Annotated in this window: 22 protein-coding genes and 3 pseudogenes; 12 read left to right on the top strand and 13 right to left on the bottom strand. The window is 41.5% G+C overall.

What is annotated here, in order from left to right:
* Positions 1 to 113: 113 nt before the first annotated feature.
* On the top strand, positions 114 to 2,177 hold the full coding sequence (locus QK890_RS03530) for a sugar-binding protein (protein WP_022012971.1): 2,064 nt from the start codon (positions 114 to 116) through the stop codon (positions 2,175 to 2,177).
* A gap of 49 nt (positions 2,178 to 2,226) precedes the next feature.
* Positions 2,227 to 3,036: an RNA methyltransferase gene (locus QK890_RS03525; protein WP_220575515.1), complete on the top strand. Its 810-nt coding sequence runs from the start codon at positions 2,227 to 2,229 to the stop codon at positions 3,034 to 3,036.
* Between the two features lie 105 nt (positions 3,037 to 3,141).
* On the opposite strand, the gene uraH is transcribed toward QK890_RS03525, so the two are convergent.
* The 4 genes from uraH to QK890_RS03505 all read right to left on the bottom strand — a co-directional run bounded on the left by uraH (position 3,142) and on the right by QK890_RS03505 (position 6,393).
* On the bottom strand, positions 3,142 to 3,564 hold the full coding sequence (uraH, locus tag QK890_RS03520; RefSeq protein ID WP_032541214.1) for a hydroxyisourate hydrolase: 423 nt from the start codon (positions 3,562 to 3,564) through the stop codon (positions 3,142 to 3,144).
* A 46-nt stretch (positions 3,565 to 3,610) separates the two neighbouring features.
* Positions 3,611 to 3,745, bottom strand: coding sequence for a hypothetical protein (locus QK890_RS03515; RefSeq protein WP_005819730.1), 135 nt, complete (start codon positions 3,743 to 3,745; stop codon positions 3,611 to 3,613).
* Between the two features lie 228 nt (positions 3,746 to 3,973).
* Positions 3,974 to 5,647 (bottom strand): S41 family peptidase, encoded by a 1,674-nt coding sequence (locus QK890_RS03510; RefSeq protein ID WP_032541202.1) that lies wholly within the window; start codon positions 5,645 to 5,647, stop codon positions 3,974 to 3,976.
* 11 nt (positions 5,648 to 5,658) lie between these two features.
* Positions 5,659 to 6,393, bottom strand: coding sequence for an outer membrane beta-barrel protein (locus QK890_RS03505; protein WP_050550288.1), 735 nt, complete (start codon positions 6,391 to 6,393; stop codon positions 5,659 to 5,661).
* 630 nt (positions 6,394 to 7,023) lie between these two features.
* On the opposite strand from QK890_RS03505, the gene QK890_RS03500 reads away from it, so the two are divergent.
* Positions 7,024 to 7,953 carry a hypothetical protein gene (locus tag QK890_RS03500; protein WP_032540547.1) on the top strand — a complete coding sequence of 310 codons (930 nt, stop codon included), beginning with the start codon at positions 7,024 to 7,026 and terminating at the stop codon, positions 7,951 to 7,953.
* A 404-nt stretch (positions 7,954 to 8,357) separates the two neighbouring features.
* Positions 8,358 to 8,687, top strand: a complete 330-nt coding sequence (locus QK890_RS03495; RefSeq protein WP_005776668.1) for a hypothetical protein — start codon at positions 8,358 to 8,360, stop codon at positions 8,685 to 8,687.
* A gap of 236 nt (positions 8,688 to 8,923) precedes the next feature.
* Here QK890_RS03495 and QK890_RS03490 read toward each other — a convergent pair.
* Positions 8,924 to 9,103, bottom strand: a pseudogene (locus QK890_RS03490) (LexA family protein); the annotation flags it as partial.
* A 167-nt stretch (positions 9,104 to 9,270) separates the two neighbouring features.
* Between QK890_RS03490 and QK890_RS03485 the strand changes: the two are divergent.
* From QK890_RS03485 to QK890_RS03470, 4 genes and pseudogenes are all read left to right on the top strand, one after another.
* Positions 9,271 to 10,029 carry a DUF4751 family protein gene (locus QK890_RS03485; RefSeq protein WP_050550269.1) on the top strand — a complete coding sequence of 253 codons (759 nt, stop codon included), beginning with the start codon at positions 9,271 to 9,273 and terminating at the stop codon, positions 10,027 to 10,029.
* Between the two features lie 129 nt (positions 10,030 to 10,158).
* Positions 10,159 to 10,566, top strand: coding sequence for a hypothetical protein (locus QK890_RS03480; RefSeq protein WP_032540548.1), 408 nt, complete (start codon positions 10,159 to 10,161; stop codon positions 10,564 to 10,566).
* A 102-nt stretch (positions 10,567 to 10,668) separates the two neighbouring features.
* Positions 10,669 to 11,185 (top strand): annotated as a pseudogene (locus tag QK890_RS03475) (transposase); the annotation flags it as partial.
* A 242-nt stretch (positions 11,186 to 11,427) separates the two neighbouring features.
* On the top strand, positions 11,428 to 11,676 hold the full coding sequence (locus QK890_RS03470; protein ID WP_032540646.1) for a hypothetical protein: 249 nt from the start codon (positions 11,428 to 11,430) through the stop codon (positions 11,674 to 11,676).
* Positions 11,677 to 12,051: 375 nt separating this feature from the next.
* Here QK890_RS03470 and QK890_RS03465 read toward each other — a convergent pair.
* Together QK890_RS03465 and umuD are read right to left on the bottom strand one after the other, a co-directional pair.
* Positions 12,052 to 12,699, bottom strand: a pseudogene (locus QK890_RS03465) (SOS mutagenesis and repair protein UmuC); the annotation flags it as partial.
* 11 nt (positions 12,700 to 12,710) lie between these two features.
* Entirely contained in the window at positions 12,711 to 13,151 is a 441-nt protein-coding gene (gene umuD, locus QK890_RS03460) for a translesion error-prone DNA polymerase V autoproteolytic subunit (protein WP_175413969.1), read from the bottom strand.
* A 322-nt stretch (positions 13,152 to 13,473) separates the two neighbouring features.
* Between umuD and QK890_RS03455 the strand changes: the two genes are divergently transcribed.
* The 4 genes from QK890_RS03455 to QK890_RS03440 all read left to right on the top strand — a co-directional run bounded on the left by QK890_RS03455 (position 13,474) and on the right by QK890_RS03440 (position 16,296).
* Positions 13,474 to 13,917, top strand: a complete 444-nt coding sequence (locus QK890_RS03455) for a hypothetical protein (RefSeq protein WP_032540550.1) — start codon at positions 13,474 to 13,476, stop codon at positions 13,915 to 13,917.
* Between the two features lie 17 nt (positions 13,918 to 13,934).
* A complete protein-coding gene (locus tag QK890_RS03450) occupies positions 13,935 to 14,621 on the top strand; it encodes a hypothetical protein (protein WP_032540551.1) in 687 nt (228 codons plus the stop codon).
* Between the two features lie 68 nt (positions 14,622 to 14,689).
* Positions 14,690 to 15,232 (top strand): hypothetical protein, encoded by a 543-nt coding sequence (locus QK890_RS03445; protein ID WP_032540556.1) that lies wholly within the window; start codon positions 14,690 to 14,692, stop codon positions 15,230 to 15,232.
* A 491-nt stretch (positions 15,233 to 15,723) separates the two neighbouring features.
* Entirely contained in the window at positions 15,724 to 16,296 is a 573-nt protein-coding gene (locus QK890_RS03440) for a hypothetical protein (RefSeq protein ID WP_032540557.1), read from the top strand.
* 207 nt (positions 16,297 to 16,503) lie between these two features.
* Here the strand turns inward: QK890_RS03440 and QK890_RS03435 are convergent, their stop codons facing one another.
* The 6 genes from QK890_RS03435 to QK890_RS03410 all read right to left on the bottom strand — a co-directional run bounded on the left by QK890_RS03435 (position 16,504) and on the right by QK890_RS03410 (position 23,253).
* Entirely contained in the window at positions 16,504 to 17,202 is a 699-nt protein-coding gene (locus tag QK890_RS03435) for a LytTR family DNA-binding domain-containing protein (RefSeq protein ID WP_022012080.1), read from the bottom strand.
* Positions 17,199 to 18,257 carry a sensor histidine kinase gene (locus QK890_RS03430; protein WP_005808802.1) on the bottom strand — a complete coding sequence of 353 codons (1,059 nt, stop codon included), beginning with the start codon at positions 18,255 to 18,257 and terminating at the stop codon, positions 17,199 to 17,201. Before QK890_RS03430 ends, QK890_RS03435 begins: the two co-directional genes overlap by 4 nt.
* Positions 18,258 to 18,482: 225 nt before the next feature.
* Entirely contained in the window at positions 18,483 to 19,703 is a 1,221-nt protein-coding gene (locus QK890_RS03425) for an ABC transporter permease (RefSeq protein ID WP_005776673.1), read from the bottom strand.
* Positions 19,704 to 19,841: 138 nt separating this feature from the next.
* On the bottom strand, positions 19,842 to 20,585 hold the full coding sequence (locus QK890_RS03420) for an ABC transporter ATP-binding protein (RefSeq protein ID WP_005776674.1): 744 nt from the start codon (positions 20,583 to 20,585) through the stop codon (positions 19,842 to 19,844).
* A gap of 2 nt (positions 20,586 to 20,587) precedes the next feature.
* Complete coding sequence (locus tag QK890_RS03415) at positions 20,588 to 21,811, bottom strand: efflux RND transporter periplasmic adaptor subunit (RefSeq protein WP_005808799.1); 1,224 nt, start codon at positions 21,809 to 21,811, stop codon at positions 20,588 to 20,590.
* 14 nt (positions 21,812 to 21,825) lie between these two features.
* On the bottom strand, positions 21,826 to 23,253 hold the full coding sequence (locus tag QK890_RS03410; RefSeq protein WP_005808797.1) for a TolC family protein: 1,428 nt from the start codon (positions 23,251 to 23,253) through the stop codon (positions 21,826 to 21,828).
* Between the last annotated feature and the right edge of the window lie 64 nt (positions 23,254 to 23,317).

Genomic DNA, 23,317 nt, shown 5'->3' with positions numbered 1-23,317 from the left:
AAAGTAAATAAAAAAGTCATATCTACTTTATGGAAGTTATAATTATGGGTGGTATTATTTACGGGTTTCAGAATAATTCATATCTTTGAAGCTGTAACTAAAACTAATCAATAATGAAGCAAATACATTTAGATTGCCTGGCAGTGAAGCTGTTTCTCTTTTTTTCTCTTTTTAGTTTGCCGTCCGGGGCACAGAGCATTTTTCAGAAATACGATCGTTTCCTGACGGAACCTCGTTCATACGTGTGTTATCGTGTGGACGGTAAACTGAAAATAGATGGTAAACTGGATGAAGTTTCATGGCAGAAGGCAAAATCGACAGCTCCGTTTGTAGATATCAGTGGCGAAGGATTCCCCACGCCCAAATATGAAACTACAGCTAAGATGTTGTGGGATGATGAATATTTGTATGTCGGGGCAATTTTACAGGAAGACGACATCAAGGCACGTCTTACTCAGCGGGATACCATTATTTACTATGATAATGATTTTGAGGTTTTTATAGATCCTGATTGGGATGGACACAACTATTTTGAAATAGAGACCAATGCCCGGGGTGTTATATTCGATTTGATGCTGGACAAGCCTTATCGGTCGGGAGGCAACTTTATGGTGCAATGGGATTGTCCGGGATTAAAGTTGGCTATTCATCGTGAAGGTACGTTGAATAAATCGAAAGACAAAGATAAATATTGGAGTGTGGAGATGGCTATTCCTCATAAGGCATTGACTATGAATTTTAACAACCCGTTGAAAGCAGGCAATTGCTGGCGAATTAACTTCTCACGGGTACAGTGGTTGAAAGCCGGGGGGCCTGAAGAAAATTGGGTTTGGACACCTACGGGAAAGGTGGATATGCACATGCCGGATCGTTGGGGATATTTGTTTTTCGCTGACGAGGCAGTAGGAGCGCCCGAACGTACTGTTGCGCTACCGTATAATACTGCTGTGTATAAACTGCTTTGGGCTATGTTCTATGCACAGCAGGAGAGATATGCAAAAGAGAAAAACTATTTACGTACGGAAAAAGATTTTTTCCTGACGGACGCGGAGTTGAAAGGACTCCCGCAGGGTGCGCAAATCTCAGTTGAGGCTACCCGGAATACATACCAGATAGCTATTACTGTTCCGGGTGAAAACAAGCGTTACGTTATTAATAATGAAGGACGTTTCTGGACAGAGAAGATTGCTCCGCGTCAGGTGAAGAACTGGGTATGGACACGTATAAATAAGAATAAAAGTGAAGCAGATTACCGTCAGTGGTTTGCTTTGCTTAAGGAGTGCGGAATCAGTGGGGTGATGTTTGAAGGGTATGATGAAAATCTATATCGCATGTGTAAAGAAGCCGGTCTTGAGGCCCATTTCTGGAAATGGACAATGAATCGTGCGGAACTGCTGAACGTGCATCCCGATTGGTTTGCGGTGAACCGCAAAGGGGAATCTACGCATGATAAACCTGCTTATGTGGATTATTACCGTTTTCTCTGTCCTAACCATGAAGGAGTGGCGCAATACCTGGCGGATGATTATGTGAAAATAGCTCATTTGCCTTATGTAGATGGGGTACATCTGGATTATGTTCGTTTTCCGGATGTGGTTCTGCCTGTCAGTTTGTGGAAAAATTATGGCATAGAGCAGACGAGTGAACATCCTGAATATGATTATTGCTATTGTGAGGTTTGTCGTGCCAAGTTTAAGGCGCAGACGGGACGTGATCCGTTGGAATTGAAGTATCCGATGGAAGATCAGTCATGGATCAATTTTCGTTTGGATGCCATTACCCGTGTTGTAGACCGGATTACTGAAGCGGTGAAAGCTGACGGAAAAGCAATTTCTGCCGCAGTATTCCCGGGACCTTCTATGGCCAAGAAGATGGTACGTCAGGATTGGGGAAATTGGACACTGGATGCTTATTTCCCGATGATCTATAACGGCTTTTATTACGAAGGACCGGAGTGGATCGGACGTTCGGTTCAAGAGAGTGTGAAGACGGTTGACGGACGTGCGAAAGTGTATGCAGGATTGATGTTTCCTGATATAAAAAATGATTTTGAGAAAGCATTGGATGAGGCGTTTGATAATGGCGCGTCCGGTGTCTCTTTCTTTGACGGACCATCGGACGAATATCTTCATAAATTTAAAGCCTATCTGGATAAGAAGGGATTAAAAACGGAATAAAGCCTGTGAAATATGAATGCTTTAATCAAATGTTATAAAGGATAACAATATGCCTATTATCGAAATATCATCCTTGTCCCATCCCGGAGTAGAGATATTCAGTACCCTTACCGAAGCTCAGTTGCGTAATCGCCTCGAGCCAGAAAAGGGGTTGTTTATAGCGGAAAGTCCCAAAGTCATTAAAGTGGCTTTGGATGTAGGCTATGAACCTTTAGCGATTTTGTGTGAGCAAAAACATATCACGGGGGATGCTGCGAATATCATTGAACGCTGTGGTGATATACCCGTCTATACAGGTGACAGAGAACTGCTTGCTACGCTGACCGGATACGTTTTGACACGTGGTGTACTTTGTGCCATGCGTCTTCCGGTTCCGCGAAGTATGGAGGAAGTATGCCGGAGAGCCAGGCGCATCGTGATCATAGACGGGGTGGTGGATACTACCAATATCGGTGCCATCTTCCGTTCGGCGGCCGCTCTCGGAATAGATGCGGTATTGCTTACGCGCAACTCTTGTAGTCCATTAAACCGACGTGCGATCCGGGTGTCTATGGGGGCGGTCTTCCTTGTACCATGGACTTGGCTGGATGGTCCTCTCAGTGATCTGGCTCGGTGGGGCTTCCGTACGGTTGCCATGGCGCTTACGGATAATTCTATTTCCATCGATGATCCTGTGCTGACAACCGAACCCAAGTTGGCTATTGTGATGGGTACCGAGGGAGACGGGCTCTCGCATGAGAGGATTGCCGAAGCGGACTATGTCGTTCGCATCCCTATGTCACATGGGGTCGATTCGCTCAATGTGGCTGCTGCGTCTGCCATCGCTTTCTGGCAACTTCGTGCTGAGAAAGAGTATTAGTGAATACAAAGAGTAATGTATAATGTAGAAGAACAGAAATGAAAGATAACGAGTAAGGCAGCCTCATAAGGCTGCCTTACTTTATAAATTGTAATAAGGAATATATTAATTCCCTCTGTATGTAGAATACCCGTTGGCTGACATAGTAATGGGAATATGATAATGCTTTTTGCCTTCAATTCTAAATATAACTTCGACAAACGGATAGATTGATTTTAAGCCTTGTTTCAGGAAATAAGGCTCTGTATAAAATTTAAGCATATATATACCTGTATTATCCTCTATGCTTGGTAAAAAATTGGAGATTCTTCCATTTACATCAGTCTTGCCGATTGCAATCTGTTTCCATTGGCTTGGGGTGGAAGGATTTAATTTATAGAGGGTGATGTCAACTCCTTGTGCCGGTTCTCCTTTACTAATATCAAGTATGTGTGTACTTAGCTGATGGCTTTCTGTTTGGGCATAGATAGAGAAGGGCAGGAGGAATAAAATAATAATTACCGAGAATTTCTTGATTAGTTGCGTCATATCTGTTTTCGTTATTATGATTATATAATTAACAAATAAATTGAATTTATGTTTGGTTTGGATCAAAGATGGATCTCCATACCGACTTACCCTCTTTAACCGATAACCATACCAGATATCCGCCACCAATTTCACAAATGCCGGCAAGTATGAAGACTAAAATAGTTCTTAATATAAGCATATATTCATTTTTTTATTATTGGGTCACAAATATAGTTTAAAAAGAGAAGGATGAAATCAACTGGATTCGATTTACATTCTCAAATTTGCTATGCCGGGAGGGATGCCGCTTGATATCCCGTCAATGATTGTACACTGAATACAGGGCACATCATGACCGGAACATCAATGCGGCAATTAATTTTTAGTCGATTCCCGGCTCTCTCCGGTCTTAATCGTAAAAGGGCTGTTAATTGTTGGTTAATATTTCTACAGCCTGTTTTAACGTGCGATCAATATGGGTATAAGGTGAAAGGGCCATTTCATAAATTTCTTCTTCGGTTAGTGGTTCCATTAGGAAGTCCGGTTTAATTCCGATTCCTTCTATTACAGTATGAGTTGCATCCTGCATTGCAAGTAAAGGCATATAAAACTCTAAGTAATCACCGACTTTACCTCTCAGCCCTCCGTTAAACTGATCCGAATCTCCTAATCCGGCAGTTGCACCGGCACTATAATGTCCTACGACAGTGACATGTTTCCCCTGGCTTTTTAGCATTAGGGTACTGATTTCAGACATACTTGCACTGTTCTTGTCTAAGAGAATAACTACCGGTATTTCTTTTTTTATCCCAATGTCTGTTGGCTTTGTCATGCAGGGTGTCCATGGGGTATAACTGAATGGATTATTGTCTTCTTTGAACCTCTGGTAGCCAAAGATGGCGTCTTTGGTGATAAAGCGATCTGTAAATGTTCTTGCATCAAGAACCATACCGCCACCGTTTCCTCTAAGATCCAGTATTATCTTTTTTATATCCCCGTTTTTGAGGGGTACCAGGAAATTCTTATAGAAATCTATCTTATATTGATTGTTGATAACATTATCTATATCCGAGAGAAAAACTGTATACTCACATGCTAATTGTAAATGCTCGGTCGAGCGTTGTTTAAACCACTTGGTATAATTCGGATTTAGTTTAAACTCTTCCAGGCCGCTTAGCTGTAATAGCTCTAAATTTATATTGGGTGCATTCTTTTTGGCTTTGAGTAATGCGTCGACAAAACTCTCGTCTATAGTTTCAGATTGCTTAAAGTTCTCTATTTTTTTTATTGCATCTTGCGCGATCTCGGACATCATAAAAGAGTTAAACTTATCTATATATTCTATAGACTTCTCAATCAGGACACTTTTTACAGCAGGGTCTTTTATTTTCGCTTCAATGGTATCTCTTATCTCTTTTCCTGTTAAATAATACGGGCTTTTATCATCTATAACCAAGTATTCATCACCAAAAGAAACTATATAATCATTACTTATTGTAAACGACTTAAAACCGAAATAGTATATGTCGGGATTGTCTGATAAGAAGCCACCTAACATATCATTTTTATGTCCGAATACTCCTGTGTCAGGTTGTATCTTAGACTTCATATATTCATACTTTAGATCAAAAGGATAAGCATATATCTTGTCTTTACTCTTCATTCCACCATAAAAAATGGTGCTTTTGAAATAACTATGTGACACGGGAAGTGCTATTTTTACATAGAAATGTTGGTCTATGATAGGATCAATGATTTCTGTAAAGTATTCTATTGCTTTGTTACAATCATCTGATATTTCAGCTTTGGTATACTGTTTATCCCTGTTAAACGTTTTTAATTCTTTGAACTTTGGAGTATATTCTTTATATATCGCTTCCCAGTTCAAACTACTCTGCTCGTAAAAATAATTGTATTTCTGGTTCATTGTATTCCAAAACACATCGAACAGGTCAGAATATGATTTTATATCACTTGCTGTATACCGTGTTGGTTCTTTGGTTGATTCTGTAACGTCTTCAACGCAACTTCCAGAAATAAAGAGCACAAGAAATAAAAGAAAGAAGTGACGTAATGTCCAATTATATTTTTTAGTTTTCATAATCTATAGTTTTAGAATTTATAGGCGATGCCCAATGATATTATGTTTGAGATTCTTCTCGATTTACGATTCGAAGAAGTTTTTGCTTTGTATATGTCGGTTAGACCATACTGATAGGTGTATGAAGCAAAAACATCGATCTTCTTAAAAGAATAACCGATTTCTCCTGTGCCCTCTATCCCGAACAGGTTTCTTTTCAAGTTATTTTCATTTCGCTTGAAATCATACGTTTCATTCACTTGAGCTCTGATATAGGAACCGTCTTTCTGTAATTGTGCAAAGATCGGGTATTCTCCTTTCCGGTGCATTCTTGTAAAGTATTCATAGTAAACACCGCCTTGAATTTTGAGCCATACACCATTCTCTTTATAAGGGTTATTGAAAATATATAACCCTACATTCAGCGGTACATTCATAAAGTTGTTTTTATACAGTGTATGCGTTCCCGTAATATTATCCGTCTTTTTATATTCATAGTTTCTTTGTATGAATCCCAGACCTGTTCCCACAATAAAGTCTTTAAAGAAGTTATATTCAAGATTTACACCGGTTGCAACCCCTGTTTGGGTATTGTAACGTGTATTGACCAGATTGGAAACGTCGCTACTTAAAATACTCTTGGAGATACCGACATCCAAACTAACTTTTAATTTCTGTGCTTTTACAGATGAAGGAATTGTTATAATTCCTAACAGAATGAAAATTGCTACTTGTTTTTTCATAAAATTAATGTTTAAATTAAACAAAGAACCAAACGGATGTTGTGGTTCGAATAAGTAAATTATGGTGGATTAAATTAGGTATAATACGAACAGGTATCGACTGTGTATTAATGCTGTCACGAGAAACGTGCAACGGAACTGTATCATCAATGGGATTTTATGCTACTCAGATCCATAGCATGCTCAATCATATTCAGGTATCTTATGATTGAAATATCACTTGGCGAATTCTTCTTGTGGAAAGAATTCGCCTACATCTGATTATCTCTATAAACTTTAAATTTCTTCATATATATTCAGGTTTTGATTAAAATAGGTACTTCTATATTTTACAAAACTATTATTCTATGCCGGAAAACAAACACATTTCATTGCTTTTTTTTAAAATTTATATGAAAAATACCACAAATATGTTAGATGATATTGGTAATATTACCTTTCCGGTATCCATCTGACTGATGCTATTTTGTTTTTTTTTCTTCGATTTAAAAGAAATCTCCCGGTTTTCGGAAGGCCAATATGCTCATCAGAAATTCATAATTGTTCCCGCCCTTTTTATCCCATATTTTTGTATCGTAAGCTTGCAGAAATAGTTAAAACGTATAGGCGGGTTTCGAAAAGCCTTTGATAGAGTAGAACAATATTTTTAGGGTTATGAATGAAAAGATGGACACAGCAGGTTTCAATATAGGAAATATTGCGGGTAACGGAAAAGCGGGCAACCTGCTTAATGTGAAAGGTATGAAGAGAGGAAATTGGAGTTATTTCTTTTCACCAATGGTGAGATTTGAGGAGAATGGTCAGAATTTTCTTTTTTCTCATAGTGCTGATGGAAATAAGATTAAGTTGTCATCTCTGACGTCAGAGGGAGAAGGTCAGGTTTTTATCGATGATAAATGGCATTGGTATTATAATTCTCAGGTTCCGTTTGTTGAGAATGGAAAAAATTACATATTCTGTTATAGTAACAGAGGAAATCGGTGGTTTATTTCTGAGTTATCTACTAAATGGGATGGACAGAAAGAAATAAAAAATGGCCAGGGATTCGGCAAAGACTATGATGTTATGATCCCCTTTAATGAAAACGGTAAAAATTATATTTTTGCTCATAGCAGTTCGGATAAGAGTTGGTTTATGACTGAGTTGTCCACTAATTGGGATGGAAAGAACAGGATTAAAGAAGGGCGTTGGGCACGTTTTTACAAGGTCTTGATACCTTTTGTCGAAAATGGACGTAGTTATTTGTTTGCGCATAGTGCACAAGACAATCGATGGTTTGTTTCTGAGCTATCTACAAAATGGAACGGTCAATCAGAATTGAGATGTGGCAATTGGGCATGCTATTACCCAAGTGTGACTGCGTTTGTGCATTTGGGCAAACCTATTGCATATTTCCACAGCGAGAAAGATAGACGTTGGTTTATGTGGGAACTTTCTACAGATAGAAGAACAGACAAAGATTTAAATAATGGAAATCTCGATTCGTTTTATGATACGGTTACTTCGTTCAAAGAGAATCAAGCATGTTATATACTTGCACAAAGCAGCAAAACCAAGGAGTTCTTTATTTGTCCGGTACTTTAGTTGATGTGCTTTAAATGTTATGGGCGGGTTCTGAAAAGCGATGATAGGGCAGGAAGAAATATCCGAGGTAGTATGGAAATATGTTACTTGAATAGTAAATCGGTACCTCTGGCACCCAAAGTGGCTATCTCCAAATATTGTGTAAACGGAAAACTACGCGATTCTTCTCGTTGTTTCTCTTATAATCGTGTAAGGCTCCGGATCGGAAGATTCGGAGCTTATTGTGTATTTATTCCCCAAAGTGTGTGTCTATTCCCCATTTATTTCCCAATCTTTTTTTATTATATTGAATGTAACTTGCTGTTTTATAGTTGATTTGTGGCCTGTTAGTATTCTGGCATGTCCTTTGCCTTTTATTTGGCATAAGAGTTAGTTTTAATTATTCACACTAAAAAATTACGATTATGAAAAAGGTATTAGTAGCATTAGCAATGATTATGGGATTAGGCACTTCAGTAGCATTTGCCGGTGTATCGGGTGACACTTTAGCAGTAGAACAAACTTTGCAAACTCCTCAGGACGAATTTACAAAAGTTGCCGCAAAGGAACTTCCTACTCCTGTCATCAATGCATTGGCCAAAGATTATGAAGGTGCTTCTATAAAGGAGGCTTTCGTTTCGGAAAGAGAAGACGGTAAGGTATATAAAGTGATTGTGACTGTAACCAAGGAAGATCAATCTACAGAAGATATCACTGTTCTTTTGAATGAAAAAGGTGAGATTGTGAAGGAATAGTTAGCTTTTCAACTTAATTTCTACTTTTATGGCCCTGGTTCTTAGGAATCGGGGCTTTCTCATTTAAGAGAAATCTCCCCCGTTTCCAGAAGGTTAGTTTTATTGTTTCCGTTGATATGGAATTGTGAAAATTCTGTTCGGGCAATCATAATGTATAATTTCTAATGTGTCATTGGACGATACCGGAAGATGTATAACTATTCGATGAAAAGACGGATCTATCATGTTTTTGAATGTCATCTTTCATCTGATATGACGGAGGTGGTAAATTCATTTTCTTTTGTTACCCTGATTAAAGAGTATTTGAGATTCGTCGGTATTAACCAGACGGCATTGGACTCAATTTGTATCCGCTTTATTGTAAACTCTCCATCAATAAAACATACGGCAAGCTAAGAGCCTTTTTATTTAAGGGATATTTTTTCGTTCCTGAAAGATCAATTAACCCGTCTAAAATTTATAATTGTTTCCGGTTCTCTTCTTCCATATCTTTGTATCGTAAGCTTTAATTATGGGCGGGTTCCGAAAAGCCTGGAATAGAGTAGGAAAAATTAAAAATATTTAATTACTAAAACTTAGTATTATGGGAGAAAAATGGTTTGTATTTACTTCTCTTGAGAATCCTCAGGAGACAAAAGCCCCTTCTTTGTATTTGGATTATCTCACTTGGAATACCAGAGGGCGCTGGACTGCGGAGTATAGGGATGGTCAGTTCTATCATTATGAAAATGGTGATAAGAACAAGTGTCATACTGATTCTATCTTGAATTATATATCGGATAGTGGTGATAACTGGCAGATGAAGGTGGAGGGTGATCATTTTGTTCATGCCCCCAATGGTGACTATTCACGTGCCCATACAGATAAGGTGGTACATTACATTGGCTGGGATGGGCGGAAATGGAGTGCCGAACTTTTGCCTTTGATGAATGGGCTTCGTCCTAAGTTGGATGTTGATATCTCTTCGAATTACCCGGAGGGTATGCTTCTTAAAGCTAATAATGCCGCTGAAGTTTATTTAGTTCTATTCGGTAATCGTCATCACATTCCGAATCCGGATGTTTATTTTACTTTATTTCCTTCTTGGGATAAAATTAAGATAAAGAGTCCAAGCGAAGTAAACGCTATTCCTTTAGGTGATCCACTTTCTTTGGATGCTTGTTTGATAAAAGCTAACGATTCTGATTCGGTATATCTTTATACGAATGGTGTGAAAAGTCATATTAAGTCAGCTGAAGATTTTAACAAGGTTGGTTTCGATTGGAATAAAATCAAAGTAATGTCTTCAATGGAGGTAAAGAAAATCCCTACCGTGCCCGAATACAGAATTGCCAACTGGTAATTAGTTTGATTGAGGATGAAGCGGTATGGAGAAGGGGAATTTTAACTGTATAAGTTTACAGAGATAGTTAATTATAGGCGGATTCCGAAAAGCCTGGAATAGAGTAGGAAATTATTAATATGTATAAAAATGGGAAGATATGCTGATTTTTTGAATAGATGTAAAGGTCTAAAAGATGGAACTTATAAGTTTAATAATTTAGATACACCTATTATACCAAGTAGGGACTTTGTTACTTTTTCATCTGGATATCAAGTGTCATTTGTACGCCCTAAAGAAAATATTGCTACAGTGAATATGGATGATGATAAGAAAGTAGTAGAAGCTATAAATGAGTTTAAAACACAATTAGGTTCTGACGTTTTTATTGGAGTTTATTGTGGAGAGCCAGAATTCTCTTTTCATTTGAGCAGTACCCCAACTACGCCAGCTATATCGCTTATGCGAAAGTATAATCAAGAAAGTATTTTTAGTTGGTCTCATAAAAGTATTATTACTAATCTCCATCACGATCATATATGGGAAATATTGGGATAAAGCTGATTAATTGAAATTCTATGTAATTTTTGCAAAAGGACTAAGAATGGAATTTAAACTGTGTTAGCAAAGAAAAATATAAATTTTGTTAACACGGTTTTTCTGAACGAAGAATTTTATTTTGAAAGTATTAAAAACAAGGCTCTTGAGCAGCTTAAATCCGGTAAGTCCTTGTTAGGTAAAGATGGTGCTTTTGCACTTCTTTGGGAAAGTATTCTCAACGCTGCCTTAGCAGGAGAGATGGATGCACATCTTACTCCCGAAGAGCGTGAAGTTTCCGCTGATACCATAAGTTTTATTACGGATCGCGTTCTTTCCGAAATCAAGGCTTGGAAATCCCGGGGCCTTGATCCTGTTTATCCCATCGTTTTCATGGATACTATCCGTTATAAGGTGATGGATGATTGTGGTCAGGCTGTCAGCCATGCTTTTATAATGTCTTAGGCATAGATGTTCAAGGTATCGCTCTTAGTGAAGGCGCTAATTTCTGGTTGTCTGTGCTTACTGATCTCCAGAACCGTGGAAAGATATTCTGATTGCTTGCGTAGATGGTCTAAAGGGATTTTCTGACGCTATTGTAAGTGTTTTTCCTGATACTACCGTGCAACTTTGTATGGTTCTTTTTCAAAATTGGTGGTAAGTTTTCTTCTACTTATAGATCTAATTCAAGTTTCGGAAGTGTAAGCCCTCGTTTATAGTTGACAAAAAAGCAAGTATCCCGGCTTTCGCCCGAAAAGTCCATCCGTAAGGTGGAGAAGCGAATTTTAGACTAAACCATCTAAAAATCAACATCTTTAAAAAATAAGATTTCTGTCCTCAAAAGCTTTGTTTTAACACAGAGTTAAAACTTGTTCTATGGATATGAATAGCAAGTTCTTTAAATGCAAAAGACTTGTTGTTTGCCCACAAGAACCTGACAACCTGAAAGAGGCGTTAACAATGTTAATTGAAGAAAGGTATAAGGATGAAGATACCGGTTCAGACGGCGTAAATTCATTTCCGAAACTTGAGTTATCTTATTCAGCCGGTGTCTATTTTTTCTTATTAAAGCAAGCAAAAAGGACAATTATCAACTTGAAAATAAAAGCAAAGTTACAAAGTATTTTTTAGCTAATCCATTAACTAAATAAGTAATAACCATGAATAACAATTAAAGGTCTGTTTCCAATTATTATTCATTTATTTAACCCTTATTGGTTTTATTAACAGATAAATAAAAAACTACAGAACTCTTCTCGTAGTTTTCTATTCTCTTTTAGGCTACTTTCGATCTTTTTCATAATCCTACAAGTTTTTCGAATAAGGTCTGTCCATTTGTATGTTCTCTGACATTTGACCGGTTGAGAATATTTATCTGGACCCTTTTTCTGTTTAAGAAGGGATACTATCATCGGTTTAGATAATATAGCTTTAGTTCAATGGGGCGCTGATGTAATATATCTGTCTCTATAATAAATCATCGTTAATCCTATTTCGTGTATATTAAGAGAATGATAAAATATTAATTTCTTTTTGTGTTTTGAGTTGAGTACGGTTTTTAATATGGGTAGCGATTGCTTCCGATATTATATCAATATCCTCTACCATCTTGTCGAATGGCCGCCTTGTGCATGTCTGTTTTTTGTTCGGTGCTTAAGTTTCTATATCAATACGGGAAATGCCTAAAAGTTCTTTCCAAGTTCTTTCTCCGACTACAGTCATGTTTTTACGCATCCAAGATCCAGGCAACTTGGTAAAGTCATAGGCTGTTTTGCCCCCTTGTTTTTCTAACTTGGCAACTTGCCGGCGACCGATCCCCCATATATCACCAATTTCAGTAAGCTGTAGGCCCTTGATGCGCTTTTCTTCTGTGCCAATGATACATAAGCGTACTTGTGCCAGTATGGACATCACGCGTCCGGACATGTCGCCGTATAGCGTATAGTTCGATGAAAAGACAGATATACCATATTTCTGAATATCATCTTTAATCTGATAGATATGCCGGAATCCCCATTTTTATTCCCTGTGCTTTCGCTTCGTTACTTCTGGCAATAACACATCCGTCGTTATTACTTAAAACAACGATAGGCTTACATTTAAAGCCGAATTGAACACTCTTTCGCAACTTGCGTAGAAGTTATTGCAGTCCATTAGTCCAAATATTATCTTTTTCTCCTGTTCTTTTTTATTGTATAGGTCACTATTCCCCAGACGATAGATTTATTCTCCTTTGTTATCTTGATTAAAGAGTATTTCGGATTCGTCGGTACTAACCAGACGGCATTAGGTTCAATTCGTACCCGCTTTACAGTAAAATCTCCATCAATAAAACACACGGCAAGGTCGTCATCCTGTAATTCCAGTGATTTGTCGATGACCAGAATGTCTCCTTCTTCTATGCCTTCATCCCGCATCGAATCGTCTACTACACGTCCAAAGAATGTACTGGCGGGATGTTTGATTAGCTCTTTGTTCAGATCTATGGCTTGCTCCATATAGTCTTGTGCCGGTGACGGGAAACCAGCCCGGATACCTTCATCTGCGTATGGGATCGGCAAACTGCTGGATACGTCAATCTTATGTATTTCAAGTTTTCTTTTCATCATTCTATTTCATTTGAGTTGTACCTTAACAAAGCGTTGCGGTATTTGATTCGTTCGGTTAGATTTTTTAGGTGTTTTCTTTATAAATTGTTATTAGACTTGATCATTTGATTTATTAAGTTTTTAGGGTAAGATATTAAAGAGTGTTTTATTCAAGAGAAATCTTTCCGTCTCTGAAAGACCAATCAACCTGTCTAAAATTTATAATTGTTCTCTTCTCTCTATCTCTATATTTTTGTACCGTAAGCTTACAGAGATAGTTAAATTTATAGGCGGGTTCCGAAAAGCCGAGAAGAGAGTAGGAGATAAAACAGTGTTTGTAATGTCGTCATACAGTCAATCAAGACCAGATCATTTGTTTAATGATATTCCGAGTGCACTTACCAAAGGAGGAATACCCGATTGTTTTATAATCGCTTTTAGCGGAGAACAATATGTTAGAGAACTATCGGGTTTGAGAGATAAATTTGTGACTGATCCTATGGGAAATAGAAAAAAGTTAGATATAAATTCTAATAATTATGCAACGTCTCTAACTGCTTTCAGAGATTATTTGAATGATTTAGGTAATAAAACTTTGGTATACAATCGAGAGAAAGCATTAGCAATTGTAATTGATTTGTTTAAAAATTCTATAGATACTGATGTACCTGCGAAATTGGAAAAGAAAAATCGAAATCAAATACAGCGTGCAATAGAGAAGTGGCAAAAGTATATTATTCAAGTGGTAGATACTATTGCTCAAGTTGCAACAAAGTTTGGCTAAATAATAGAAATAAAAGAATGAGCGTAAGAGTAATTAATAAAGATTTTAAATATCAGGAAAGGCAAAGTGATCATGATAATTATTGTGCAGGATTCGCTTTGGCCGCTATTCTGAGTGATTTAAACGGAGATGGAACTATATGTAAAGGAGAGGAAATTTATCGCTCTTTACAAAAATATCCAGTAACAGGGGAGTGGAGTTCTACTCTCCATCGCTTGACAGGATGTATTGAAGGGGTAGATGGGGTCATGACTTTACCAGGAGCTGTTGTAGTGGGAACAGTAGAATTGACAAAAAGAAATGTTTGCGTATTTATTGATGATAAGAAGCTGATTGAGGCGATAGATCAATTGATTCATTTCCTTTTAGATATTGGTCTTGGAAGGGATTTAGATCAGCAGTTGGAAAGTGTAAAACTACATATTCCTAAATTGATAGCTGAGCAAAAAAGTATTGTTGGTGCACAATGTATAAAACCGTGGAAATCGATAGAGGAGGTTCTTCAAGAAAGTCGTTATGCCATAATGTTAGTAAATGGTGTGCATTGGATTGCTGTTAAAAGGGTTGAAAATGGCTATAATGTATATGATCCCGCATGTGGAGTAAGAAGTGCACAGTTGAATACTCAATACATAACACTTATTTCGGACAGATACGGTGATAGACAATATACGATTTCGGGTATTATAATAGCCGTATCGTAGAATCAATTGCGGAATAATGACGGGTTCCGAAAAGTCATAATAGAGTAGGAAGAAATATTAGAAACAGTATGGAAATATATTTTTTAGATAGTAAATCGGTATATAATAAAAAGGAGGTCTCCGATAAAGAGATCCCTAATAATGTAATTAAAGTTGGGGGATTGGGGGATTATTTTAAGTATCATGCCATACTCGAGATTCCAAATAAACGATTTATGCTGAAAGATTTGGTTGGTCTTACTAAATTGTATAATACTGAATTTGCAATATATACATGTGAGGATAAACTGTATGTAAAGAAAGGGAATGAACCCGATTTACGGCATGGGAAGGCTGGGTCAGTTACTATAAAGAAGGGTGAGCAAATGTTGATTCATGTACATCCTACATATTACTCTGTACGTGATCATTTAAATGTTGACTTGCAGGCAAACTCCGGAGAGATAGAGGCCATCATTGATTATAATTATAATATTATCGTTTATCAGAATAACGAGGTTTTCAATAAGAAAGATATGGCCGGGATTTATCAAACTTTGGATATTCATGATGTACATTGGCCATGCTTTCTGGAAAAGAATGCTGGCTATAATATAGAAGTATACATTTAATACTTTGGGGCTATGATATAGATTAAAAAAAGAAACTTTTTTTATTTGCTAGCGGAGGAGGAAGTTCTGACATAAAAAGGGACTATCTCAAATATTGCAAAATAGATAACAACGGGATGCTTTTCGTATTGTTTATTATAAACGTATAAAGCTCCGTGTTGAAAAATTCGGAGCTTTTTGCGTTTTGCCGGTATTTAGGCATATCTTTTTAGTATAAGGGGAAGTTTTGATTATTTACACTAAAAGATTACAATCATATAAGAAAGAGATAGTGAATGAATAGAGCGATTTTAAACTTAATTTATATTTATATCCCTGGTTTCTAAGAATTGAAGCTTTTGTATTCAAGAGGAATTTTCCTGTTTTCGAAAGATTAGTTTCCTCATCTAAAATTTATAATCGTTTTAAGCTCTCTTTATCTATATTTTTGACGTATAGGCGGATTCCGACAAGCCGGAAAGAGAGTAGGATAAATAATCATTGTATTAATTATGAATGAATTAGACTTTAATTTACGCTTTTTAGACCTATTGAACAAGGGGGAAAATATTCCAGCATGGGGGATTCCTTCAGTTCCACAGCCCATTATTGTGGATGAGAATAAATATAAACTAATTAATTGTGGTGTAGAATATGCTCCTCAAAGATTGTATGGAGTTTATTGGCGGCAGTCAAATATCTCATACTATAGAATAGCAAAAGGAGCAGACGCTATTAGTTTTCAGTTTACAGGTTGTTATCTAGCCAAAGTAATGTATAATAGCGATTATTTTGTTTTTCATATTCATAGCTCCGATTCTGATAGTACTGCTCATTATTGGAATCAATTTATTGATGATAATAGAGATAGAATAGCTGAGATTACCATTTTCAAACCTGCTGTTGCTAACGAAAAAGATGATGTTATGTTTAAGTGTTTGAATGAATTTGATGAGGGGGTATTCACCATTGCAGGTATGATCACAGCGGATAATGAATGCTATGAGATATTATTAAATAATAAGACTTGTAAAGCCGAAGTGGTTCTACTTAAAACTAAGTTAACTGACCCACATTTGAGGTAATCAATTAATAGAAAGGGCTTCTAAATCCTCCTCTGAGGTAGAAGCCCTTCAACACAAAAACTAAACTAGACTTAACTAAACTATTCTATTCTTGGAAGTTTCACAACTTCCGTTCTGTTTGTTACAAAGATAGAGATTTTTTTGTTTATATATAAATAATAATCGACAAATGCTCACATTTTACCGATAAATCAGCTGCAAATCCTTTCAACTTCGTTCGTCAAGGAAAGCTTGGAAAGCTTGTTTGTAGCTATCGCTGACGGGGATGTAGGTCTTATCGAATACGATGCGGCCGCGGTCGATGATGCGTATTTTGTCCTTCTGGACAATGAAAGAGCGGTGTACACGCATAAAGCGGGTGGGGGGAAGCAGCTCTTCCATGGACTTCATACTCATAAGTGATAGGATGGGCTTGGGAGTATCTTCGGTATAGATTTTGATATAGTCCTTCAGACCTTCTATGTACAATATCTTTTTGAGCTCTACCTGTACCAGTTTGTAGTCGCTCTTCACGAAAAGACTGTCTATTTCCTCGGGTTTCTGAACGAGTTCGAACCACTGCAATGCCTTGTTGGCGGCCTGCAGGAAGTCGACATACGAGATGGGCTTGAGCAGGTAGTCCAGTGCGTTGACCCGGTATCCGTCGATGGCGTATTGACCGAAGGCGGTGGTAAAGACAATACGGGTACGGGCATCTACCATTTTAGAGAATTCCAGGCCGTTAAGCTCCGGCATCTGGATATCCAAAAACAGCAGGTCAATCTGATGTCCCGGAAGTTCTTTCATGGCTTGTACGGCGCTGGAATACTTTCCTGCCAGTTCAAGGAAAGGGGTTTTGTTGACGTAACTCTCCAGCAGGCTGAGTGCCAGAGGCTCGTCGTCTACTATGGCGCAATGTAGTTTCACGGCTGTGGATGATTAAATATTAATAATTTCGATATATATTCTTTGCCATCTTCAGAGATGGCTTTGTCCCATCGGTAGCGTCCGGGGTAAGACAGTTCGAGGCGCTTGCTCACCTGTTCGAGGCCGATGCCCGATCCGCTTTTATCCATATTGGTTTTGGGATGGCAGCTGTTGCGTATTTCACACCGGATCTCTTCTTTATTCTCAGAGATAAGGATGTGGATGAAGCTCGGTTCGGTAGGGGAGATGCCGTGTTTAAAGGCGTTCTCAATAAGGGAGATGAAGATCAGCGGGGCGATCTTCGTCTGGCTGTCCGGTTGTATGTCGAGTTGCGTAATGACCTCTACGTTTCCAGAGAGGCGGATACGCATTAGTTCGATGTAGTTGCGGATAAAGTCGACCTCTTTGCAGAGGGGGACATAGTTCTGCTGGTTGTCATAAAGCACATAGCGGAGCAGCTTGCTGAGCTCCTGTACAGCCTGCTGCGCTTTGTCGCTGTCGAAGGCAATCAGTGCGTAGATGTTGTTCAGCGTATTGAGCAGGAAGTGCGGGTTGAGCTGATTGCGCAGGTTTTTCAGTTCGGCTTCGGTGCGGCTTTTTTCCGCTTCGCGGCGGGCGGCTTCGGCTTCTCCCCAGCGGGCGCTCATGCGGATGGCGGCACTCAGGCCGATGGTGAAGATAAGGCTCAGGATGTCCCGTACAAAGAAGATCCATCCGGGAGGCATGTGAGGTTTTTTTATGGGGGGGATCGGGGCATTCAGGCTTTGCCAGATGTGCAGCAGGAGGCCGATTATGCAGACCAGCAGGATGTTATAGATGATGTACTTGTTCTTCTGTTCCCGGAACAAGAGGAAGGGGACCAGCAGGAAGTAGTTCAGATAGAATACGGTGACAAAGGAGATGGGTACGGCAGAGTGGCGCAGATAGGCACTCCAATTGATGCTGTTTCCCGCACGATCGATAAAGAAGAAAGGGAAACCAAACACGATCCCCCAGCTGATAATATGTATCAGTATTTCCAGAGGGCGGCGGGCTGATGTCAGAGACTGTTTCATGGGGACAAAGATACTAATTTTAGTTTACGTTTGGGACGTTTTGAACAATGAACGATAAACGGGGATCACCACAGAGGACACAGAGTTTACTATATATAATGTATAAAGAATATATAATAGGCAATGAAAGCAATCAGCATCATAGGCTTTACTGATAGAATATCGGGCTTTCGTCGTTCTTTATACTTTTTTTTACTTTACGTTCTCAGTGTCCTCTGTGATAGATTACTCGTATCGGATTGCCTCGATCGGGTCGAGGTCGGCTGCTTTCTTGGCCGGATACCATCCGAAGAAGACCCCGGTGACGGTGCACACAGCAAACGACAGGAATACACTCCAGGGCTGGATGAAGATGGGCCAATGGGCAACGCTTTTCACGAGCCAGCTGGCACCACACCCGATGATTACTCCGATAAGGCCGCCGGTGATACTGATCAGGATGGCTTCTATCAGGAATTGGCTCAGGATGTCGATTCCCCGTGCACCGACTGACATGCGCAGGCCGATTTCCCGGGTACGTTCGGTGACGCTGACGTACATGATGTTCATGATTCCGATTCCGCCTACCACAAGCGAGATGCCGGCGATGCAGGCAAGCAGGGTGGTCATCAGGTCGGTGGTGGAGTTGAGCATGCTGCTCAGTTCCTGCTGGCTGCGGATGGTGAAGTCATCATCGTCCCCTTCCTTGAGTTTATGATTGCGGCGGAGGAGTTCTGTGATTTCTTCCGTGGCATTGTCCGTCATATCCTCGGTGAGGGCGGAAGCGTAGATGCCTTGCAGATAGGTCTGTGCCAGCAGGCGCTTCATCACGGTGGTGTAGGGGGCCAATACGATGTCATCCTGGTCCATACCCATGGAGTTGTAGCCTTTGGACTTCAGTACGCCCACTACGCGGAACGGGATTTTATTGAACCGGACAATGCGTCCCACGGGGTCTTCTCCACCGGGGAAAAGATTGTCTACAATGGTTTTTCCTATCACGCACACCTTGGCGCTGGACTGGATATCGGCTTCGCTGAACATCTCGCCGTTGTCGACCGAGAGCTGGCGTATCTCCAGATAGTCCGTACCCACGCCACTGACGGATGACGGATAGTTATTGTTACCGGCTATCAGTTGCCCGGAGCTGGAAACATTCGGGCTGACGGCAGCTAAAAAACTGGTTTCGTCCCGCAATGATTCGTAGTCGGTCAGTTTCAGTGTCTGCATGGCACTGGGGTCCTGACGGACTCCTCCGCGCATATCTGCTCCCGGATGGATCATGATCATATTGGAGCCCATTTCGGAGATTTGTGCCTGAATGCTTTTCTTTGATCCCTGTCCGATGGCGAGCATGGTGATGACAGATGCCACACCGATAATGATTCCAAGCATCGTAAGGAATGCGCGCAGCTTGTTGTTGTTCAGGGCACGCAGGGCTATTTTAAATAAATTGGTTCCATTCATAATGGTAAGGTTTTTGAGTATTATTCACCACAGAGGACACAGAGTTTTAATATTTTGTTTATCAGGATGTTTAAGAGAAATATATTCTCTGTGTCCTCTGTGTCCTCTGTGGTGAATCGTATTCGTTTCTAAACTGTATTATTCTTCCTGCACAGGCAGTGCGGCCAGTGCCTCGGCTGCCGAAAGAATGTTCGGGTTGACACTATCATCCTTGACCTGCCCATCGCGCAGCACAATGTTGCGGCTGCTGTATTGGGCTATTTCCGGGTTGTGCGTCACAAAGATGATGGTACGCCCCTCGGCATGCAGTTTCTGAAACAGCACCAGAATCTCGAAAGAGGTGCGTGTATCGAGGTTACCCGTCGCTTCATCCGCGAGGATGACTGCGGGATTGTTGACCAACGCGCGGGCGATGGCTACACGCTGCATTTGTCCGCCGGACATTTGGTTGGATTTATGTTCCAACCGGTCGCCCAACCCTACCGCGCGGAGGGCTTCGATGGCCCGCCGGCGCCGTTCGGAGGCGCTGACTCCCGAGTTGTACATCAGCGGGAGCTCCACATTCTCCACGGCGGTCGTCTTCGGCAGCAGGTTGTAGCTCTGAAAGACAAAGCCTATCTTGCGGTTGCGCAATACGGCGCGTTGCGGCTTGCTCATGGTACGCACCGAGATACCGTCCAGCAGATATTCTCCACTGGTGGGTGTGTCGAGGCAACCCAACGTGTTCAGCAACGTCGACTTTCCCGAACCGGAAGTACCCATGATGGTGACAAACTCCCCTTCGGTGATGGTGAACGAAACTCCGCGCAGCGCATGTACCGTTTCGTCTCCCACCCGGAAGTTGCGTTTGATGTTCTGAAGTTCGATGACTGTTTTGCTCATACTTATTTTCCTTTCTTCTTACTGCCCGGGTGGCTTGGCATGAACGGGCTTTGCTCTCCGCCACCGTCCGGTCCGGCTTCGGGTGCTACGTTTCCACCGGGCATGCTTCCGATGGTTGCTTCGGTCACTACTACCATTCCTTCGGAGGCTCCTCCGGTGATTTCGGTATTGATACCGTTGGTGATACCTGTCTGTACGGGATGTGCCGTGAATGTATTTCCTTCACGTGTCCACAGTTTATGTTCGCCCTCACAGTCTTTTACCACATCCTTGTCGCTTATCAGCGGCTTTTCCGGGGTGAAGCGCAGTGCGCGTGCGGGCACGGAGAGCACGTCTTTGCGGTCCAGGGTATAAATGGTGACATTGGCTGTCAGGCGGGGTTTCAACTTCAAGTCCGGATTGTGGGCGGAGATCACTACTTCGTAAGTGACTACAGTGGTCGACGTACTGCTCGTGCTGGTGCTGCTTGCGTCTCCCAGTCGGATTTGCGTGACCGTTCCTTCGAATACGTCGTTCGGGTAGGCATCTACGGTGAATGTAGCCCGTTGTCCTTCTTCCACACCGCCTATGTCGGCTTCATCCACATCGGCCACAACCTGCATCTGAGTCAGGTCGGCGGCAATGGTGAATAGGGTCGGTGTTTCAAATCCCGAAGCTACGGTCTGTCCTTCTTCCACATCGCGGCTGATGACCACGCCGTCGATCGGTGAAGTGATGGTGGCATACGACAGGTTGCGTTCCGCTTTGGCCAACGAAGCCTGGCTGCTCTCGAACGAGCTTTTTGCCTTTTCATAGTTGTAGAGCGACTGCTCGTAGTCGGTATCGCTGATCAGCGCCTTTTCGTGCAGTCCCCGGCTGCGTTCATAGTTCTTCTTCTGATATTCGTATTCCGCTTTCGCTCCATTGTAAGTGGCGCGTTGTGAAGCGAGTTCACTCTGCAACGTCACGCGGTCCATCTCGGCAATCAACTGTCCTTTGGTCACTGCCGCATTATAGTCCACATAGATTTTGTCGATGATTCCGGATACCTGTGTACCGACTTCCACTTCCGTTACCGGTTCGATGGTTCCTGTGGCGGTCACCGATTCGGATATCTCGCCTTTGCTCACGGTCGCCGTGGTATAGGTCACTTTGTGCTTGGCCGTCGGGCTTCCGAAGAGCCAAAGCCCTCCGCCTGCCAGTACGACGATGCCTGCGGCGATAAGGATGATCTTTTTTTTATTCATATCGTTTATACGTATTAAATGTTTTTGTTCTCTGCGGTGAGTCCTGTCAACTCGTCTCCCTGATAGAACTTCAGCAGTTGAGTGTTCAGAATGGCCATATATTTGGACTGTAGCAACTCCTGCTGTGCTTGCAGCAGATTGTTCTTCTCCGTAAGCAGTTCTACCGTATTCTTCATGCCGGCATTAAACTGTTCGCTGATCAGTTCATAGCTGGTCTGCGTGCTGCGCAACTTTTCTACAGCTGCCGCATAGCGTTGTTGTGCGCTGTTGGCATCGAGCCACAACCCTTCGATGGTCTTATACAGAGTTTTCTGTTCATCGAGCAGCGTCAGTTGGCTGGTCTGATACTGAAGTTTGGCCTTTTCTACGGCGCTTTTCGTCTGCCGGTTGTTGAAGATAGGTACGCTGATGCTGAGTCCGATGGAGTTATTCCATCCGTTTTTCACCTGTTCCCCGAAGGTGAAGTCGCTTCCGCTCGTATGGTTTGTCCCTATTCCGGCTGTCAGGCTGACGCTGGGCAGATATCCCGACCGGGCTATTCCGATGCCCAGTTCCGAAGCCTCCACACTGAGTTTGCTTGCCTCGATCTCCGGCCGTAGGGCCACGGCAGCCTGAAACACGTCTGCTTTGGTGGGCAGGGGCGACAGTACATTTTCGTCACCCAGCACAGGCAGATATATCTGCATCTCCTGTTCGCCGTCCAGTTCGAGCAGTTGTTTCAGTTGCAGTTTATAATCCTGAAGCGTGGCCTGTGCCGTGACCAGTTGATAGCGGTCGGTGCTGACTTGTGCTTCCAGTTGGGCATAGTCGCTCCGGGCGATGCTTCCCGCATCCAGCAGTTGCTTGCCGCGGTCCCGCTGGGCTTCGGATACTTGCAGGGTGTTTTCGTTCACCTTCACCGACTCGGCCGCATACAGTATTTGTATGTAGGTCTGGGCGATGGACTGCCGGATGTCATTCTCCGAAGTAGCCACGTCGAGGTCCGCCACCCGGTTGTTGAGTTTTTCCTGCTCGATGGTCTTCAGGCGTTTGCTGCCGTTGTATACGGTCCATTGTGCATTCAGCCCGTAGTTTCCGTTGTAGGTTGTCTTGTTGCTGCTCTTCAGCACTTCCGATCCGCTGATGATGCTGCTCGACTCTTGATAGGGGCGGTTCACCAGATTCTGGCTGCTGGAGAATGAAAGGCTGGGGAAGAGGGCCGCTTTGGCTGTCTTCACGTCCACCTGTGTGCTTTGTGCGTTGATTCTGTTGCGACGGATGCTGATGTTTTGCTGCAAAGCATAATCGATGCAGCTTTGCAGGTCCCACCGGGCAGGTATTGCCACCGAGTCGCTGGCCTGCATTTGCCCGGAGGTTCCGGTTTGTTGCGCCCACAATCCGCCTTCGGGCAGGGTGGCTGCCAGGCAGAGGGCTATCAGGGTGATTCTTTTTACGTTTGTCATACGCTTGGTTCTTTGATTTTACTGAAACAAAGGTACAGCGTATAAGAAAGAGGCGCAAAAGCGA

The sequence above is a fragment of the Bacteroides sp. NGMCC 1.200775 genome (assembly GCF_040798045.1).
Classification (GTDB): Bacteria; Bacteroidota; Bacteroidia; order Bacteroidales; family Bacteroidaceae; genus Bacteroides; species Bacteroides hominis.
Note: the sequence above shows the minus strand (reverse complement) of the source record. Positions and strands in the feature narration are given on the sequence as shown.

Bases quoted from the DNA above. Each gene is read 5' to 3' on its own strand.
- QK890_RS03500 (WP_032540547.1), top strand. From the start codon at position 7,024: ATGAATGAAAAGATGGACACAGCAGGTTTCAATATAGGAAATATTGCG.
- umuD (WP_175413969.1), bottom strand. From the start codon at position 13,151: ATGAAAAGAAAACTTGAAATACATAAGATTGACGTATCCAGCAGTTTG.
- QK890_RS03485 (WP_050550269.1), top strand. From the start codon at position 9,271: ATGGGAGAAAAATGGTTTGTATTTACTTCTCTTGAGAATCCTCAGGAG.
- QK890_RS03470 (WP_032540646.1), top strand. From the start codon at position 11,428: ATGAATAGCAAGTTCTTTAAATGCAAAAGACTTGTTGTTTGCCCACAA.
- QK890_RS03455 (WP_032540550.1), top strand. From the start codon at position 13,474: ATGTCGTCATACAGTCAATCAAGACCAGATCATTTGTTTAATGATATT.
- QK890_RS03450 (WP_032540551.1), top strand. From the start codon at position 13,935: ATGAGCGTAAGAGTAATTAATAAAGATTTTAAATATCAGGAAAGGCAA.
- QK890_RS03415 (WP_005808799.1), bottom strand. From the start codon at position 21,811: ATGAATAAAAAAAAGATCATCCTTATCGCCGCAGGCATCGTCGTACTG.
- QK890_RS03525 (WP_220575515.1), top strand. From the start codon at position 2,227: ATGCCTATTATCGAAATATCATCCTTGTCCCATCCCGGAGTAGAGATA.
- QK890_RS03515 (WP_005819730.1), bottom strand. From the start codon at position 3,745: ATGCTTATATTAAGAACTATTTTAGTCTTCATACTTGCCGGCATTTGT.
- QK890_RS03410 (WP_005808797.1), bottom strand. From the start codon at position 23,253: ATGACAAACGTAAAAAGAATCACCCTGATAGCCCTCTGCCTGGCAGCC.
- QK890_RS03530 (WP_022012971.1), top strand. From the start codon at position 114: ATGAAGCAAATACATTTAGATTGCCTGGCAGTGAAGCTGTTTCTCTTT.
- QK890_RS03510 (WP_032541202.1), bottom strand. From the start codon at position 5,647: ATGAAAACTAAAAAATATAATTGGACATTACGTCACTTCTTTCTTTTA.
- QK890_RS03420 (WP_005776674.1), bottom strand. From the start codon at position 20,585: ATGAGCAAAACAGTCATCGAACTTCAGAACATCAAACGCAACTTCCGG.
- QK890_RS03445 (WP_032540556.1), top strand. From the start codon at position 14,690: ATGGAAATATATTTTTTAGATAGTAAATCGGTATATAATAAAAAGGAG.
- QK890_RS03495 (WP_005776668.1), top strand. From the start codon at position 8,358: ATGAAAAAGGTATTAGTAGCATTAGCAATGATTATGGGATTAGGCACT.
- QK890_RS03430 (WP_005808802.1), bottom strand. From the start codon at position 18,257: ATGAAACAGTCTCTGACATCAGCCCGCCGCCCTCTGGAAATACTGATA.
- QK890_RS03480 (WP_032540548.1), top strand. From the start codon at position 10,159: ATGGGAAGATATGCTGATTTTTTGAATAGATGTAAAGGTCTAAAAGAT.
- uraH (WP_032541214.1), bottom strand. From the start codon at position 3,564: ATGACGCAACTAATCAAGAAATTCTCGGTAATTATTATTTTATTCCTC.
- QK890_RS03425 (WP_005776673.1), bottom strand. From the start codon at position 19,703: ATGAATGGAACCAATTTATTTAAAATAGCCCTGCGTGCCCTGAACAAC.
- QK890_RS03440 (WP_032540557.1), top strand. From the start codon at position 15,724: ATGAATGAATTAGACTTTAATTTACGCTTTTTAGACCTATTGAACAAG.